Raw genomic sequence first — 14145 nt, 5'->3', positions numbered from 1 at the left:
GGAGGGTCAGTTGGTCTTGGTGACTTTGCTGAGGTGGCGCGGACGGTCCGGGTCCATGCCGCGCGCTTTCGACAGGTTCGCCGCCATCACATAGAAGGCTTGCACGGCGACGATCGGGTCCAGGTCCGGGGTGGCGGCGGTCGGCAGGGTCAGGTCGCGCTCCGCTACGTCTGCGGGCGCGGCCAGCAGCACGCGCGCGCCACGGGTGCGCATTTCCGCCGCCAGTGCGATCAGGCCGGCCTGGGTTGGCCCGCGCGTTGCGAAAATCAGCAGCGGATAGCCGTCTTCGATCAGCGCCATCGGACCGTGCTTGATTTCGGCGCCGCTGAAGGCTTCGGCCTGCAAGGCCGAGGTTTCCTTGAACTTGAGCGCCGATTCGAGCGCGATCGGAAAACTGATGCCGCGTCCGACCACCATGATGTTGCGCGCCGGCGTGAGCACCTCGAGCGCCGGCGACCAGTCCACCTCGGTGGCGCGGCGCAATGCCTCGGGCAGGGCGGCCAGGCCTTCGCTCAGTTCCGGGTCGTTCTGCCACTGCGCCACCAGGCGCGCACCGGCCACCAGGCTGGTGATGAAGCTCTTGGTGGCGGCCACGCTCTGTTCTTTACCTGCGCGCAGCGGCATGGCCCATTCGGCGGCGTTGGCCAGCGGTGAATCGATATCGTTGACCAGCGCGATGGTGGTGGCGCCGCCGTCGCGGAAGTAGCGGATCGGTTCGACCACGTCCGGGCTCTGGCCCGATTGCGAGATGGCGATGGTGAGCGTGTCGCGCGTGACCAGCGGCGACTTGTACAAGGTCACCAGCGACATCGGCAGGGACGCGACGATGCGTCCCATGCGCGCCATGATCAGGTAGGCGCAGTAGTTGGCGGCATGGTCGGAACTGCCGCGCGCCACCGTCAGCGCGGTATTGAAGGTGGTGGTCCTCAGCTTGCGGCCCAGTTCCGCGTAGCGTTCGACGTCGTTTTCCAGCTGCAGGGCGACGCAGTCGGCGGCGGACAGGGCTTCTTTAAGCATCAGTGAGGTCACACTTTTCTCCTTCGATATAGACAGCTTTGATTTTCAAATCGCGGTCCAGCACCACCATGTCGGCAAAGGCGCCCGGCGCCAGGCGTCCGCGTTCGGTTTCGCCGAGGTAGTCGGCGGCATAGGTGGAGACGCGGTGCGAGGCGTCTTCCAGGCTCAGGCCCAGGCTGACCAGGTTGCGCAGCGCCTGGTCCATGGTCAGCGTGCTGCCGGCCAGCGTGCCGTCGGGCAGGCGCACGCCGCCCATGCATTTCTGCACGCTGTGGCGGCCAAGCTTGTAGTCGCCGTCGGGCATGCCGGTGGCGGCGGTGGAATCGGTGACGCAGTACAGATGCGGGATCGCGCGCAGCGCCACCTTGATGGCGCCCGGGTGCACGTGCAGCAGGTCGGGAATCAGTTCGGCGTACTGGGCATGCGCCAGCGCCGCGCCGACCATGCCCGGCTCGCGGTGGTGCAGGCCGCTCATGGCGTTGAACAGGTGCGTGAAACCGGCCGCGCCATGCTCCAGCGCCGCCACGCCATCTTCGTACGATCCGAGCGTGTGCCCGATCTGCACGCGGATGCCGGCGTTACTCAGTTCCCTGACTAAATTGAGGTGGCCGGCGATTTCGGGCGCCACGGTAATCAGGCGCATCGGCGCCAGGGTGCCGAGCTGCTGCACTTCGGCCAGGGTGGCGGCGCGCGCGTAGTTCGGCTGCGCTCCCAGCTTGCCGGAGTTGATGTACGGGCCTTCCAGGTGCACGCCGAGGACGCGCGCGGCGCCTGGCCGGCGGGCGCCGCAGGCCGCGCCGATGGATTTGAGCGCGGCCGTGATTTCGTGCGGCGGCGCCGTCATGGTGGTGGCCAGCAGGCTGGTGGTGCCGTGCCTGGCATGCATGGCGGCGATGATGTGAGGCGCGTCGCCGGCCTCCATGATGTCCTTGCCGCCGCCGCCGTGCACGTGAAGGTCGATGAAGCCGGGGATGACGTAGTCGTCGCCGTTCGTCACTGGATCGACCGCGCCGCCGCTGATGGTGGTGACGCGTTCGCCGAAGCTGATCGCGCCGTTGATCCAGCCGCTGCTGGTCAGGATATTGCCCTTGATTGCATCGTTCATCGGCGCGACTCCGCTACAAATTCATAATAATCGCTGCGGCAGAACGAGTGGGTCAGTTCCACCGCCGCACCGCTGTCCAGGTAACTTACTCGGGTAATGTGCAGCATCGCCGCTCCCGGCGCCAGGCCGGCCAGGCGCGCCTGCTCCGCATTGGCGTTGACGGCGCGGATATGCTGCAGTGCGCGCATCGGAATCGCGCCGCGTGCCTCAAGGTAGCCGTACAGCGAATCGGTCACGCCGTGCGGGTCGGGCATGTGGATCGCCGGGATGGTGGTCGTTTCGATCGCCATCACCACATCGTCGGCGGTACGCAGGCGGCGCAGGCGCGCCACCGGCATGTTGGGCGAGAGCCCGAGCGAGAGCAGTTCGAGCGGCGCGGCCACGCCGATTTCGCGTTCCAGCCAGCGCGAGCCGGCGGTAAAGCCGCGCTGGCTCAGTTCTTCCGAAAAACTGGTCAGGCGCGAGAGCGGCTGTTCCAGCTTGGGCGTGATATAGGTGCCGGAACCGCGCCGGCGCGTCAGCATGCCGCGCTCGCACAGCATGTCGATGGCTTTGCGCGCGGTCACGCGCGAGATGTCGAGCATGTCCGAGAGCATGCGCTCGGACGGCAGCGCTTCGTTGGCGCGCCAGTCGCCGCTGGTGATGCCGGCCGATAGCTTGTTCGCCAGCTGCATGTAGAGCGGGGTGACGCTGTCGGCGTCGGGCTTGAAATCGCTAAGCTGCGCAAGCATGGTTAGTGTCCTCTCACGTGGAGTTCGATCATGCGCAGCGCGCCGCTGGCGGAGTCGCCCAGCGGAGCGACGCTGCGTGCCAGCAGGTCTGGCGGCAGGTAGGCGCGCAGCGGCGCGCCAAGGCCGCCGCACAGGGCCAGCGGCAGTTGGCCGGTCGGGTCGAGCGCGTGCGCCATCAAGGCCACTTCGCGTCCGGCGTCGGCCAGGATGGCGCGCGCGGTGTCGTTCGATTCGGCGTGCGCCACCACCAGCGGCGCCAGCGAGGCGAACACGGTCTGGGTGGCGCCGCCGATCCATACCTGGATGGCATTGCGTTCGCCGCCGCAGGCGTCGATCACCGCTTGCGCAAAGGCGCTGTGCGGCGCGCGGCCGTCAATGACTTTTTCGATATGGGCGATGGCGCGCAGGCCCATCCAGCCGCCGCCGGCTTCGTCACCGGTCGGAAAACCCCAGCCGCCCACTTCGCGACAGCTGCCGTCGGCCAGGATGGCCTGGCCCACGCTGCCGGTGCCGATGGCGACGATGGTGCCCGGTTTGCCGCCGTGCGCGCCGATCAGGGTGGTGTAGCCGTCGTTATCTAAACGCAGGGCGCCGAAGCCGGGATCGGCGGCGATGAATTGTTCGGCCCACAGCGGATTGTGCACGCCCGCCAGTCCCAGTCCGATGGCGATGGCGGTGTTGGCCGGCTGCGCCATGGCGGCCGCGCCGAAGCCCGAGGCGATCGCGTCGGCGACCGCGTTCCACGCCTGCGCAATGCCGAGCGAGAGGCCGGACGGGCCGCCCTGGCCTTGCGCCAGTTCGCTGCCGTCGGCACGCGCCAGGCGCACTCTGGTACCGGTTCCACCGCCATCGACGCCGATGAGATATTCGATCATGTTTGCTGTTGTCCGGGTTCTGAAGTGGGGAAGGTGTGGGCACTATATGATCGACAAACCACCTTGTCAACAGGTATTTAAGTGGTATTATAGAATACCGAATTGGCATGCTGTCACGGATCGCCATTATCCGTTTAACTGATTGTTTTTAAACGATTTTTAAAGTAACGGAAATGGTATTGCGCTGGCTCTGGTTTAGTGCCAATTTGGTATGCAAGGAGGAGGGGCTCCGGCGCCCCGGGCGGGTAGCGGCGTGGTGGGGCGAGCGATCGCTTCAGAGTTCCAGGCCGTTCTCTCGTGCCACCTTGGACGATTTCAGGCACGTTTTTATCGCCAGCTGGAAAGCCGGAGTGGAAACATGCGCACCATAGCGCTGGAAGGCGGGATTTTGATAAATAGACACGACCTCCGCGCGCTCGGCAGGGGTGATTGACGACCAATCCGCAGGCGCAGGCGTGCCTTTCTCGAGACTGTCGATCACCATTGTTTTCGATATGTCGATCACCTTTTTTCCAACGGGTGAGGTGAATATTTGAACAAGGTTCACTGCGTCCGATGACGTCATCGACCCGCTGGCATAGGCCCGGCCCATGCAGCCGCGCATATCGCTCAGGTCAGCGACAGCGACTTTAGCCATGAATGCTGCGTATTGGCTGTCGCTGCCTTGCGCGCGCGCGCCGAAAACGCGCGCCGATACTGCCGCCATTTCCTTGTAATTTGCTAAGAACCGCGTGGCGTCAACGAACTGGAGGAAAGCCGTATCGGGATCGGCCTGGATTGTGCCGGTTTCCGAGCCAAGCGCTGCGTTACCGGCGCTTGTGAGAATCAGGAGGGCGGCAGAGCGCACGGTTGTTTTTAACATGCGCCAATTGTATCCCGCTCGGACTTCCCGGGGGCTTGCGTTAACGCGTTCGCTTCGATGTGGCTTAAGGTGCGCAGGGTGTTACGGGCTGTACCGTCAGCCGCGTGTCGCTTTTGCGCCCTTGCGGTCATAGCGCATCAGCTGCGCGGCGCCATTGCCGGCTTGTTTGACGCGCACTTCCACATTGCCCGAGCCGCGCACGGACACATTGGCCTGTTGCGCCACCAGGTTTTCGGCGTCGATGCTGCCTGAACCGTTCAGGTCGGCGGTGAGGGTGCCGACGCTGCCGTCGATGTCGATTTCGCCGGAACCGGTCACCACCAGGCGTGCCTTGTCGGCCTGCAGTTGCTTGACCGTCAGCTCGCCCGAACCGTGCAGCTCGCCCGAGAATTCCTCGCTGCCGCCGGGGACGCAGATTTCGCCCGATCCGCGCAGCATGGCGCTGGTGCGCTTGACGCCCAGGTTGCAGGCGTCGAAGTCGCCCGAGCCCTCGACGCTGGCCTGCAACACGCCGGCGTTGCCGCCCAGGTCGACGTCGCCCGAGCCTTTCATGGTCAGACTCAGCTTGTCGGTCTTGAGTTGGAACATCTCCACATCGCCGGAGCCGCTCACGTTCAGTGCGAATTGCGCGCTCTCGACATTGCGCGCCGAGACGTCGCCGCTGCCGGACTTGGACAGGCTGCGCAGGCCTGGCGCGGTGATCCTGACGATGATGCGCTCCTTGTTGTTGAAGCTGATGTTGATGCCGCTGGTGGAGCGCGGGCGCACGATCAGGGTGTCGCCCTGGACGACGGTGTCGATGCGGTCGAGTTCCTTGCGCGGACCCGACAGTTCGAGCGCTTGCGTGCCCTGGCCCTGGATCTCAACTGTATAAGGACCGGACACTTCGATCGCGTGGAAGGGCGCGACCTTGCGCACGTCGGACGTGTCCTGGGCGCTGGCGGCCGCTGCGGCGCAGAGGAGGGTGGCGAAAGTAGCTTGCTTGAATAAGGTGGTCATGGCATGTGGCCGCTGGGCGGCGTTGAGTACGGAGCATCAACAATACGGCCACGGACGCGCGCACACGAGCACAAACCGATGGATCGACAATTCAAAGGTTTGAACGGTCGGGATGCGGTGTCGGAAGGAGGGGAGGAGGAGGTCGGAAAACCCGAGGGGGCGTCGGGTTTTCCGGTTTGAACTGTGCTGCGAGGGTGCTGCGCGCGTGCGGCCGGGGGCTGGCCGCTGCGCTTTAGTGCTTGCTTCTTGCTTGCTTAGTTCTTGTACTGTTCCAGCTGGACGGCGAACGCGGTCTTGTAGTTCTTGACGAATTCAACAGCTTCGGCGCTCACGTCGGCGCGGTTGCGGCTGGTCGACTGGCTGATGGTGACTGCTGGCACGCTCAGGCTCGATGCGGCGGCAGCGGAAACAGCGGTGCTGGCGGCAGGGGCGTCGGCGGCGAAGGCCGAACCACTCAGGACCAGGGCTGCTACGGCGGTAAACAATGTCGATGCTTTCATAATATTTCTCCAGTATTAAGTCAACGTCGCATTTGTCTGCGGCGGCAAGAGCGGTGCTCTTTGATTAAGGTCAGTGTAGTCCGACTGATTGATTCGAAAAAGACCGAATGACGCAATGCACAATTGCTAAATTCGGAATAATCAATCTTAGTTCGCGGTCAGGTCGAGCTGGGTGCTCAGGGTTGGCCTGGCATTCTTGGCTGCGGCCAGCGCTTCGGCGCGTACGTCGGCGCGGGTGCGGGTTGATGCCACGGCCAGTTCCGGCACGTTCAGGCGGGTGGCGGTGATGCTGCTGGCCGCCGCGCTGACGCTGGCATTGGCCACGGTGGCATCGGCGGCGACAGCCGAACCAGCGAAGGACGCAACAACGACGGCAACAGCAGCAATGAAGGATGATGATTTCATGGTGTTTCTCCAGTAATTGAGTGGACGTCGCTGGTGGCTGGCGGCGCTGACGAGTTGCTTGTTTGCGTTTGCTCGTCCATGTGAAGCAGTCTATACGTTGCGGTATCCGCAAAAAAGGCGAATAATCGCAATGCAATGTTGCGCCATTTGGGATAATCCAGAATCGGAGGCGGGGATGGACAGGCTTCAATCAATGCGCGTGTTTGCCAAGGTGGTCGAGCAGGGCAGCTTTGCGCGCGCGGCGCAGGCGATGGATATGTCGAATACCGTGGTCACGCGCAATATCGCCGACCTGGAAGCCCATCTCGGCACGCGCTTGCTCAACCGCACCACGCGCAAGCTCTCGCTCACCGAAACGGGCAAGCAATACCTGGAGCGCGTGCGCCAGATCCTGGCCGATATCGACGATGCCGACGCCATCGCGTCCTCGTCCTCGCGCAAGGCGAGCGGCACGCTGCGCATGTATTGCCATCCCGGCTTCGGCCAGTACCAGCTGTCCAGGCTGCTGCCGCTGTACGCGGCCACCGTGCCCGACGTGGTGCTCGACGTCACCATGGCCGACCACGCGGTCGATATCGTCGAGGAAGGTTTCGATGTCGGCATTTTCATGGGCTTGCAAAAATTCGACGCCAGCCTGATCGCGCGCCGCCTGGCCACCTCCAACGTGGTGCTGTGCGCCTCGCCCGAGTACATTGCGCGGCGCGGCGAACCGCTCACGCCGGTCGACGTGTCGTCTCACGACTGCCTCAATTTCGCCTTCGAGCAGTTGCGCCACAGCTGGCCGGTGACGTGGGAGAACAAGCGGGTCGATGTGCCGATCACCGCGCGCGTGATATCGAACAATATCTCGGTGCTGCGCCAGGCGGCTATCGCCGGCATGGGCATCATGGTGCGCTCTTCGCTGACCCTGGAAGACGACCTGAGCAGTGGGCGGCTGGTGCAGCTGCTCAAGGGCCACCACCTGGGGCGCCTGGAAGTCTCGCTGGTCTATCCGAGCCGGCGTTTGCTGTCCTACAAGGTGCGCAGTTTCGTCGATTTCATGACGGCCCAGTTTCCGCGTCCGGAAAGCGATCCGTGGCTGGCGCATGTCTGAGGCGTTTCTTTCTCGCCACACTCGCTGACATTTTGTTCATGTCACGCCGATGTCATGTGCTATATTTCTAGTCGGAATTTAGTGATTCCAGAGTGGCATGAGCGATATGCTTTCTGGCAAATTTTACAAAAGCAAGAAGTTTTACGGGCACTAGCGGCCCAACTCGAAAGCCCGCCTCCGTGCGGGCTTTTTTTCGTCCGCAAAATCGACCTTGGGTAGCGAAATCGCGCCGGGCGGTGTCATAATGTGGCGATGTGAGATAACAGAGGTTATTCGCTCCGCTCACGGATCAAGAGGAGGAATAATGATTCGCTATATTGGCACACGACAGAATGACGATGGTGCCGTCGTATATGTGTTTATTATCAACGGTTTGCAGAAAGAAATCCGCGAGCACGCGCTCAAGCAGTATCCCGGCTGTTACGAGATGCTGCCGGCCTCGGCCAAGCAGAAAATCGCTGCGAACCGCAATTGGCTGTCCAAGCTATAAATCGTTATCAGGAGCCCCCAATGAGTAAAGCGCAAGACAACAAAAAAGAAACGAAAAAAGAGCCCGCCAAGACCTTGAAAGAGAAAAAGGAAGCCAAGAAGGTCAAGAAGGAAGAGCGCGCGCGTCAGTAAGCACGCTCTCCACCGGAGGTCGGATGCGCCTGGCGATCGGATCGAAACAGCTTTCACCTGGTGCAGCGCGCTCGCGTGCACTGCCCGGGCGAAGCTGCGCCATGGCACTGCTCGCGCTGGCCGCCGCCGTCCCCCTGGCCGCGCCGGCCGCACCGTCGACTTTCGGCCCCGTGATCGGCAGCGCCATCCTGTGCCGCAGCCAGCTCGACAATGCTTACTTCCACGATTACCTGGTGAACGCCTTCGGACCGTCCTACAAGCACGAGGGCGGCGCCTACTGGTTCAAGGCCGAGGGCACCCTGTGGGGCGCGCCGGTGACCGACATCATGATCAGCGACGATACCAGCGAGCTGGTGTTCGTGGCCGCCGTGGCCGATACCACGCCCGACAAGCTCGAAGAGTCGATCCGCAACGCCGTGGGCGTGCGCCACCTGTCGGTGGACAACTCGCGCTATCCGGTGCGCGCGTCCAATCCCGGCAGTAAGATCGTCTACTTCAAGACCAGGTCCAAGATTTACTGCGCCAAATACAAGCCGCTGCCCGTCGGCCGCTAGCGCGGGTGATGCACTTCCAGGGAATCCATGTACAAGCAATTCTTCAGCCTGAAGCAATCACCGTTTTCCATCGCCCCCGATCCGCGCTACCTGTTCATGAGCGAACGCCACCGCGAGGCGCTGGCGCACCTGCTGTATGGCGTGGGCAGCGGCGGCGGCTTCGTGCTGCTGACCGGCGAAATCGGCGCAGGCAAGACCACCGTGTGCCGCTGCTTCATCGAGCAGATTCCCCCCGACTGCCGCCTGGCCTACATCTTCAATCCCAAGCTGACGGTCGAGGAATTACTGCTCTCGATCTGCGACGAATTGCGCATCGACCTGCCGCCGGCACCGGCCGGCGCGGTCAGCGTCAAGAGCTATGTGGACGCCATCAACCGCTACCTGCTGGCCAGTCACGCGCAGGGCAAGAACAATGTGCTGATCATCGACGAGGCCCAGAACCTGTCGGCCGACGTGCTTGAGCAGCTGCGCCTGCTGACCAACCTGGAAACCAGCGAGCGCAAGCTGCTGCAGATTATCCTGATCGGCCAGCCGGAGCTGCGCGCGATCCTGGCCCGGCCCGAGCTCGAACAGCTGGCCCAGCGCGTGATCGCGCGCTATCACCTCGGTTCGCTCACCGAAGCCGAAACCGCCAGCTACGTCGCGCACCGGCTGGCGGTGGCCGGGGGCGGGGCGTCGCGGCCATTCCCGCGCTCGCTGATGGGCCAGGTGTTCCAGTTGTCGCAGGGGGTGCCGCGCCGCATCAACCTGCTGTGCGACCGCGCGCTGCTGGGGGCGTATGTCGAAAACAGCCGCGAAGTGACGCGCCAGATCCTGCGCCGCGCCGGCAGCGAAGTGTTCTCCGGCGGCGCCAGGGCGCCCGCGTCCCGCATGCCCTGGCAGTATGTGGCGGCCGGCGTGCTGGGCACCGCTGCGATCGGCGCGGCGGCGGCGTGGCAACTGCGTCCAGCCGCCGAACTGGTGGCGGCGCAGGCTGCGCCAGCGCCGCTCACGGCCGTTGCGCTTGCCGCTGTTGCGCCGCCGGTGGCGCCGGTGCCGCGTGCGCCGGTCGCGCCGCTCACGCACGCCAGCGAAGCAGCTGCGCTGCACGCCTTGTCGGCGCTCTGGGGCGTGGTGCTGCCCGCCGGCGCGAGCTGCGACGATGCGTTGAAACTGAATCTGCGCTGCCATCAGGGCAAGGGTGGGCTGTACGAACTGCGCCTGCTCGACCGTCCGGCCGTGCTGACCTTGCGCGATGGGCCGGTGGTGAGCTACGCGCTGCTGACCGGCATGGACGAGAGCACGGTGCGCCTGAACGTGGACGGCAGGGAGCAGACGCTCGACCTTGGCGCGCTCGCCACCCGTTCGGACGGCAGCTTCGTGACCTTCTGGACCATGCCGCGCTATTTCCGCGACCAGGTCAGCGCGGGCGAGCAGGGCGCCGATGTCGACTGGATCGCGTCGCGCCTGGCCAAGATCAACGGGCTGGTCCCGCCGCCGGCGGACCGTCCGCTGGGCGCGCCCACCCTGGAACTGCTGCGCGCCTTCCAGACCCGTCAACACCTCAAGGCGGACGGCGTGGCCGGTCCGCGCACCTACATGCGCCTGAACCAGCTGACCGGCGTGGCCGAACCGCGCCTGCTGGCGGCTGGCGCAACGGGGAAACCATAAGATGTCCTACATTCTCGAAGCACTCAAAAAGGCGCAGGCCGAACGCCAGCTCGGCAACGCCCCGACCATCCACGCCACGCCGATCCATGCCGCCGAGCCGGAGCGGGCCGGCGCCGGCGGCAAACCGGTCGTGATCGCGCTGGCGCTGCTGGCCTTGGGCGCCACGGGCGCTGCCGTGTATGCCTGGAAGCAGACGGCAACGCCGCCGGCGCCGGTGGTGCAGGCGGCCGCGCCGGCTACCGCGCCGGCTACCGCGCCGGCTACTCCGCTGGCCATGCCTGCGCCCGCACCGGTTCCCGTGCCGGCCCCGCCGCCGGCGCCAGTGGTGGAAGTCGCGCCACCGCCCAAGGCCGAGCCGGTCAGGGTGGCCGAGGTCAAGCCCGAGCCGGTCAAGAAGGAAGCACCGCTCAGGAAGGAAGAGCCGGTCAAGAAAGAGGCGCCGCTCAAGAAAGACGAGCCAGCCAGGACCGACACGGTCAAGGCCGAAAAGCCTGTTCCCTCTCCCGAAGAGAATCTGCGCACCCTGCGCGAGCTGCCAGATGCGCTGCAGCACGAGATTCCGCCGATCGCGGTCGGCGGCTATATCTATTCCAGGAATCCGGCCGACCGTCTCTTGCTCATCGATAAAGTCTTGCGCCGCGAAGGCGATGAAGTGGCACCCGGCCTGATCCTGGAAAAATTGCTGCCCAAGTCTGCCGTGATGAGCTACAAGGGCCAGCGCTACCGCCATCCATACTGATGCGGTCGACCTTTGTATAATTGCAGTCTCACTTCTCGGCGGAAAGGCCGCGCATGCACAACTTACTCGGTGTGATCGGCTGGTCCGGCAGCGGCAAGACGACCTTGCTGGAAACGCTAGTCGGCCAGCTGGCCGCCGACGGCCTGCGCATCAATGTCGTCAAGCACAGCCATCACGATGTGATGCTCGAACCGCCCCACAAGGACAGCGCGCGCCTGCGCACGGCCGGGGCGGCGCAGGTGATGATCGCTTCGCCCTTCCGCGTGGCCATCATTCGCGAACTGCGCGGCGCGCCGGAACCGACCCTGGCCGAGCAGTTGGCACGGCTGGACCCGGCCGACCTGACCCTGGTCGAAGGCTACAAATGGGAAGCCATCCCCAAGCTGGAGGTGCAGCGCCCGTCGCTGGGACATCCGCCGCTGTATCCGAACGATCCGCATATTGTCGCCGTGGCATCGGATGCGCCGCCGCCGGATGACCTTCCCGATAACGTGGCCTGGCTCGACCTGAACGCCCCGGCGACCGTGCTGGCATGGCTCAAGGCCAGAATTAATTCGGCGCCAGCCTAAAGTTCGGGCAAACGGCGTCGTTACCATCGGTGATAGCCAATTAAACGGGAGAACTCTCATGGACGTTTCATCAATTGCATCACTGGCCACCAGCATGGCCGAAACCGGCGTCAAGCAGGAAGTCGGCTATGCCATGTTGAAGAAAGCGCAACAGATGGATGGCCAGGTTGCTGCCCAGCTGATCAACGCGCTGCCGCAGCCGCAGCGCCTGCCGGCCAATCTCGGCAATACGATCAATACGACTGCCTGAACCGGCGCCCAGCCGCGTCCGCGCCGCCCGGTGTCCTCCCGTCGACGGAGGAACCGGGCTTTTTTGCGTTAAAATTCGCGCTGGCACGGAGAAGTTGTAAGGAACTGAAAGCCACGCCGGACAATCGCGTGGCTGGCTTTACAATCGCCTTCAAGCTGGCAGTTCCTGCTTCACTTCAAACACTCTCAAGGAGATTTACGATGAACAAACGTCAAGCCCTGATCGCCGCCGCCCTCGCTGGCGTGTGCGCAGTTTCCTCCGGCATGGCCGCCGCGCATGATGCGCCCATGTCCAAGGGCGATAAATCCGACAAGGAGAAGTGCTACGGCATCGCCAAGGCCGGCCAGAACGATTGCGCCAGCGCGACCGGTTCGCACGGCTGCGCCGGCGCATCGACCGTCGACAAGGCGCCGGAAGAGTGGAAATGGGTCGCCAAGGGCACTTGCGAAAAAGCCGGTGGCAAACTGTCCGGCAAGTAAGTTGAAGTAAGTCCAGGCAAGTCATGACGGGCGGGGCCATACCGGTCGATGCTGTTGCCGGTCCCGCTTCGCCGGGCGCCGGCGTCGGCTTGCGCGCGCCCCATTACCGCCAGTTTCTCGAACAGCGGCCCGCCATCGGCTGGCTCGAAGTGCACACCGAAAATTTCCTCGACCGCGCCGGCTGGGACTGGCATGTGCTGCAAGAACTGCGCCGCGATTATCCCATCAGCCTGCACGGCGTCGGCCTCGGCCTGGGCTCGGCGCGCGGGTTTTCGACTTCCCATCTGGATCGTGTCTGCGCGCTGGTCGAGCGGGTCGAGCCCATGCTCGTGTCCGAACACCTGTGCTGGGGCGCCGTCGCCGACCGCCAGCTGAACGATTTATTGCCGATGCCGCTCAGCCAGGCCGCGCTCGATCTGCTGTGCGCGCGGGTGGAGCAAGTGCAAGACCGGCTGCATCGCCGCATTTTGCTGGAAAATGTCTCCACTTACGTGCGTTTTAACGACGATACGATGAGCGAAGCCGAGTTCATGGCCGAGCTGGCCAGCCGCACCGGCTGCGCCTTGCTGCTCGATGTGAACAATCTCTACGTCAACCAGTGCAACCACGGCGAAGACGCGCTGGCGGCGATCGCGGCCATTGCGCCCGGCAGCGTCGGCGAAATCCACCTGGCCGGCCATCTGGTCACGCCGCAGGCGGTGGTCGATCACCATGGCGACGTGGTGGCCGCGCCGGTCTGGGCCCTGTACCAAGCGGCGCTGGCGCGCTTTGGCCGCCTGCCGACCCTGATCGAATGGGATACCGACGTGCCCGCGCTCGAGGTGCTGCTGGGCGAAGCGCGCAAGGCCCAGCTGATCGCCGGCGCTTACCCGGCGATCAGCGTCGCCAACCCCTGGCGCGGCCGCCACCGCCTAGCGCAGGCTGCGGGCACCCTGGCCGATACCCAGCAATGTTTCGCGCAAGCCCTGTTCGACTACGACAGCGAAGCCGCTGCGCTGGCGCGGTTCAAGGGCGGCGCCAACGCCGACCGTTTCGGCCTGTACCGGGGCAACCTCGGCGTGACCTGGAACAAAGCCCTGTCGGCCGCCTGCCCGGTGCTGCGCCAGCTGGTCGGCGAAGAATTTTTCGGCGCGCTGGCACGGGCCTACGGCATGGCACATCCCTCGCTCGACGCCGACCTGAACCGTTTCGGCGGCAGTTTTGCCCGCTTCCTCGATGGGTTTCCCCACATCGCCGATTATCCTTACCTTCCAGACATGGCGCGCCTGGAATGGGCCGTGCACCGCGCCCATTACGCGCCTGACGCCGACCCCATCGGCGCCGACGCGCTGGCCGCCCTCGCGCCCGACGCGTTCGAGAACGCGCGCTACGCCCTGCATCCGGCCTGCAGCCTGATCGCATCGAGCTGGGCCGTGGTGCCCCTGTGGCAAGCGCACCAGCCGGACAGCGGCGTCGCTTTCCCGGCGGCCATGGATTGCCCCAGCGCAGCACTGGTCGCCCGCCCGCGCTGGAAGGCCGAACTGGTCGCGCTCAGCCCCGCGCACGCAGGCGCGCTCGCCGCGCTGGCCGGGGGATATACAATGGGCGAGGCGCTCGATGCCGCATTCGCCCTCGATGAGCAATTCGACATCGGGGCGCATCTGGCGCAGTGGATCGCGCTGGGCATCCTGCTGGCGCCGGCGGGGCAGGACTGACC

17 protein-coding genes are annotated in these 14145 nt (G+C 64.7%); 9 read left to right on the top strand and 8 right to left on the bottom strand.

Translation table 11 applies throughout. The features are described from left to right. Positions 1–6: 6 nt before the first annotated feature. From F2P45_RS10955 to F2P45_RS10920, 8 genes are all read right to left on the bottom strand, one after another. Positions 7–1017, bottom strand: coding sequence for an SIS domain-containing protein (locus F2P45_RS10955; RefSeq protein ID WP_187367164.1), 1011 nt, complete (start codon positions 1015–1017; stop codon positions 7–9). After that, positions 1010–2122 (bottom strand): N-acetylglucosamine-6-phosphate deacetylase, encoded by a 1113-nt coding sequence (gene nagA, locus F2P45_RS10950; RefSeq protein WP_166874146.1) that lies wholly within the window; start codon positions 2120–2122, stop codon positions 1010–1012. The genes F2P45_RS10955 and nagA overlap by 8 nt, the downstream gene beginning before the upstream one ends. Next, positions 2119–2853: a GntR family transcriptional regulator gene (locus F2P45_RS10945; protein WP_166874143.1), complete on the bottom strand. Its 735-nt coding sequence runs from the start codon at positions 2851–2853 to the stop codon at positions 2119–2121. The genes nagA and F2P45_RS10945 overlap by 4 nt, the downstream gene beginning before the upstream one ends. 2 nt (positions 2854–2855) lie before the next feature. Beyond that, the gene (locus tag F2P45_RS10940; protein WP_166874140.1) at positions 2856–3728 is read right to left on the bottom strand and encodes a glucosamine kinase nucleotide-binding domain-containing protein; all 873 of its coding nucleotides are present in this window, start codon (positions 3726–3728) and stop codon (positions 2856–2858) included. A 274-nt stretch (positions 3729–4002) separates the two neighbouring features. Further along, positions 4003–4590 (bottom strand): hypothetical protein, encoded by a 588-nt coding sequence (locus F2P45_RS10935; protein WP_166874138.1) that lies wholly within the window; start codon positions 4588–4590, stop codon positions 4003–4005. A 96-nt stretch (positions 4591–4686) separates the two neighbouring features. After that, entirely contained in the window at positions 4687–5589 is a 903-nt protein-coding gene (locus F2P45_RS10930) for a head GIN domain-containing protein (RefSeq protein WP_166874136.1), read from the bottom strand. A gap of 254 nt (positions 5590–5843) precedes the next feature. Beyond that, complete coding sequence (locus F2P45_RS10925) at positions 5844–6089, bottom strand: hypothetical protein (RefSeq protein ID WP_166874133.1); 246 nt, start codon at positions 6087–6089, stop codon at positions 5844–5846. 147 nt (positions 6090–6236) lie between these two features. Then, on the bottom strand, positions 6237–6494 hold the full coding sequence (locus tag F2P45_RS10920) for a hypothetical protein (protein ID WP_166874131.1): 258 nt from the start codon (positions 6492–6494) through the stop codon (positions 6237–6239). Positions 6495–6669: 175 nt separating this feature from the next. Between F2P45_RS10920 and F2P45_RS10915 the strand changes: the two genes are divergently transcribed. The 9 genes from F2P45_RS10915 (at position 6670) to bufB (ending at position 14143) form a co-directional block, all read left to right on the top strand. After that, a complete protein-coding gene (locus F2P45_RS10915; protein ID WP_166874128.1) occupies positions 6670–7587 on the top strand; it encodes a LysR family transcriptional regulator in 918 nt (305 codons plus the stop codon). Positions 7588–7891: 304 nt separating this feature from the next. Further along, positions 7892–8077, top strand: a complete 186-nt coding sequence (locus tag F2P45_RS10910) for a hypothetical protein (RefSeq protein WP_166874126.1) — start codon at positions 7892–7894, stop codon at positions 8075–8077. 232 nt (positions 8078–8309) lie between these two features. After that, a complete protein-coding gene (locus F2P45_RS10905) occupies positions 8310–8762 on the top strand; it encodes a hypothetical protein (protein WP_166874123.1) in 453 nt (150 codons plus the stop codon). Between the two features lie 27 nt (positions 8763–8789). Beyond that, positions 8790–10412 (top strand): ExeA family protein, encoded by a 1623-nt coding sequence (locus F2P45_RS10900; RefSeq protein ID WP_166874121.1) that lies wholly within the window; start codon positions 8790–8792, stop codon positions 10410–10412. 1 nt (position 10413) lies between these two features. Continuing rightward, positions 10414–11151, top strand: a complete 738-nt coding sequence (locus F2P45_RS10895) for a general secretion pathway protein GspB (protein ID WP_166874118.1) — start codon at positions 10414–10416, stop codon at positions 11149–11151. Positions 11152–11204: 53 nt separating this feature from the next. Continuing rightward, positions 11205–11720, top strand: coding sequence for a molybdopterin-guanine dinucleotide biosynthesis protein B (gene mobB / locus F2P45_RS10890; RefSeq protein ID WP_166874116.1), 516 nt, complete (start codon positions 11205–11207; stop codon positions 11718–11720). A 58-nt stretch (positions 11721–11778) separates the two neighbouring features. After that, positions 11779–11970 (top strand): YjfB family protein, encoded by a 192-nt coding sequence (locus F2P45_RS10885; protein WP_166874114.1) that lies wholly within the window; start codon positions 11779–11781, stop codon positions 11968–11970. A gap of 200 nt (positions 11971–12170) precedes the next feature. After that, positions 12171–12449 (top strand): BufA1 family periplasmic bufferin-type metallophore, encoded by a 279-nt coding sequence (locus tag F2P45_RS10880; RefSeq protein WP_166874111.1) that lies wholly within the window; start codon positions 12171–12173, stop codon positions 12447–12449. A gap of 23 nt (positions 12450–12472) precedes the next feature. Further along, positions 12473–14143, top strand: a complete 1671-nt coding sequence (gene bufB / locus F2P45_RS10875) for an MNIO family bufferin maturase (protein WP_166874108.1) — start codon at positions 12473–12475, stop codon at positions 14141–14143. Positions 14144–14145: the final 2 nt, after the last annotated feature.

It is taken from the genome of Massilia mucilaginosa (genome assembly GCF_011682145.1).
Classification (GTDB): domain Bacteria; phylum Pseudomonadota; class Gammaproteobacteria; order Burkholderiales; family Burkholderiaceae_D; genus Telluria_A; species Telluria_A mucilaginosa.
This window is presented reverse-complemented; position numbering and strand designations above follow the sequence as displayed.

Excerpts from the sequence above, each read along its gene's own strand:
- F2P45_RS10925 (WP_166874133.1), bottom strand. The coding sequence starts at position 6,089 with ATGAAAGCATCGACATTGTTTACCGCCGTAGCAGCCCTGGTCCTGAGT.
- F2P45_RS10940 (WP_166874140.1), bottom strand. The coding sequence starts at position 3,728 with ATGATCGAATATCTCATCGGCGTCGATGGCGGTGGAACCGGTACCAGA.
- F2P45_RS10920 (WP_166874131.1), bottom strand. The coding sequence starts at position 6,494 with ATGAAATCATCATCCTTCATTGCTGCTGTTGCCGTCGTTGTTGCGTCC.
- F2P45_RS10915 (WP_166874128.1), top strand. The coding sequence starts at position 6,670 with ATGGACAGGCTTCAATCAATGCGCGTGTTTGCCAAGGTGGTCGAGCAG.
- F2P45_RS10930 (WP_166874136.1), bottom strand. The coding sequence starts at position 5,589 with ATGACCACCTTATTCAAGCAAGCTACTTTCGCCACCCTCCTCTGCGCC.
- F2P45_RS10910 (WP_166874126.1), top strand. The coding sequence starts at position 7,892 with ATGATTCGCTATATTGGCACACGACAGAATGACGATGGTGCCGTCGTA.
- F2P45_RS10945 (WP_166874143.1), bottom strand. The coding sequence starts at position 2,853 with ATGCTTGCGCAGCTTAGCGATTTCAAGCCCGACGCCGACAGCGTCACC.
- F2P45_RS10900 (WP_166874121.1), top strand. The coding sequence starts at position 8,790 with ATGTACAAGCAATTCTTCAGCCTGAAGCAATCACCGTTTTCCATCGCC.
- F2P45_RS10935 (WP_166874138.1), bottom strand. The coding sequence starts at position 4,590 with ATGTTAAAAACAACCGTGCGCTCTGCCGCCCTCCTGATTCTCACAAGC.
- F2P45_RS10905 (WP_166874123.1), top strand. The coding sequence starts at position 8,310 with ATGGCACTGCTCGCGCTGGCCGCCGCCGTCCCCCTGGCCGCGCCGGCC.
- F2P45_RS10880 (WP_166874111.1), top strand. The coding sequence starts at position 12,171 with ATGAACAAACGTCAAGCCCTGATCGCCGCCGCCCTCGCTGGCGTGTGC.
- mobB (WP_166874116.1), top strand. The coding sequence starts at position 11,205 with ATGCACAACTTACTCGGTGTGATCGGCTGGTCCGGCAGCGGCAAGACG.
- nagA (WP_166874146.1), bottom strand. The coding sequence starts at position 2,122 with ATGAACGATGCAATCAAGGGCAATATCCTGACCAGCAGCGGCTGGATC.
- bufB (WP_166874108.1), top strand. The coding sequence starts at position 12,473 with ATGACGGGCGGGGCCATACCGGTCGATGCTGTTGCCGGTCCCGCTTCG.
- F2P45_RS10955 (WP_187367164.1), bottom strand. The coding sequence starts at position 1,017 with ATGCTTAAAGAAGCCCTGTCCGCCGCCGACTGCGTCGCCCTGCAGCTG.
- F2P45_RS10885 (WP_166874114.1), top strand. The coding sequence starts at position 11,779 with ATGGACGTTTCATCAATTGCATCACTGGCCACCAGCATGGCCGAAACC.
- F2P45_RS10895 (WP_166874118.1), top strand. The coding sequence starts at position 10,414 with ATGTCCTACATTCTCGAAGCACTCAAAAAGGCGCAGGCCGAACGCCAG.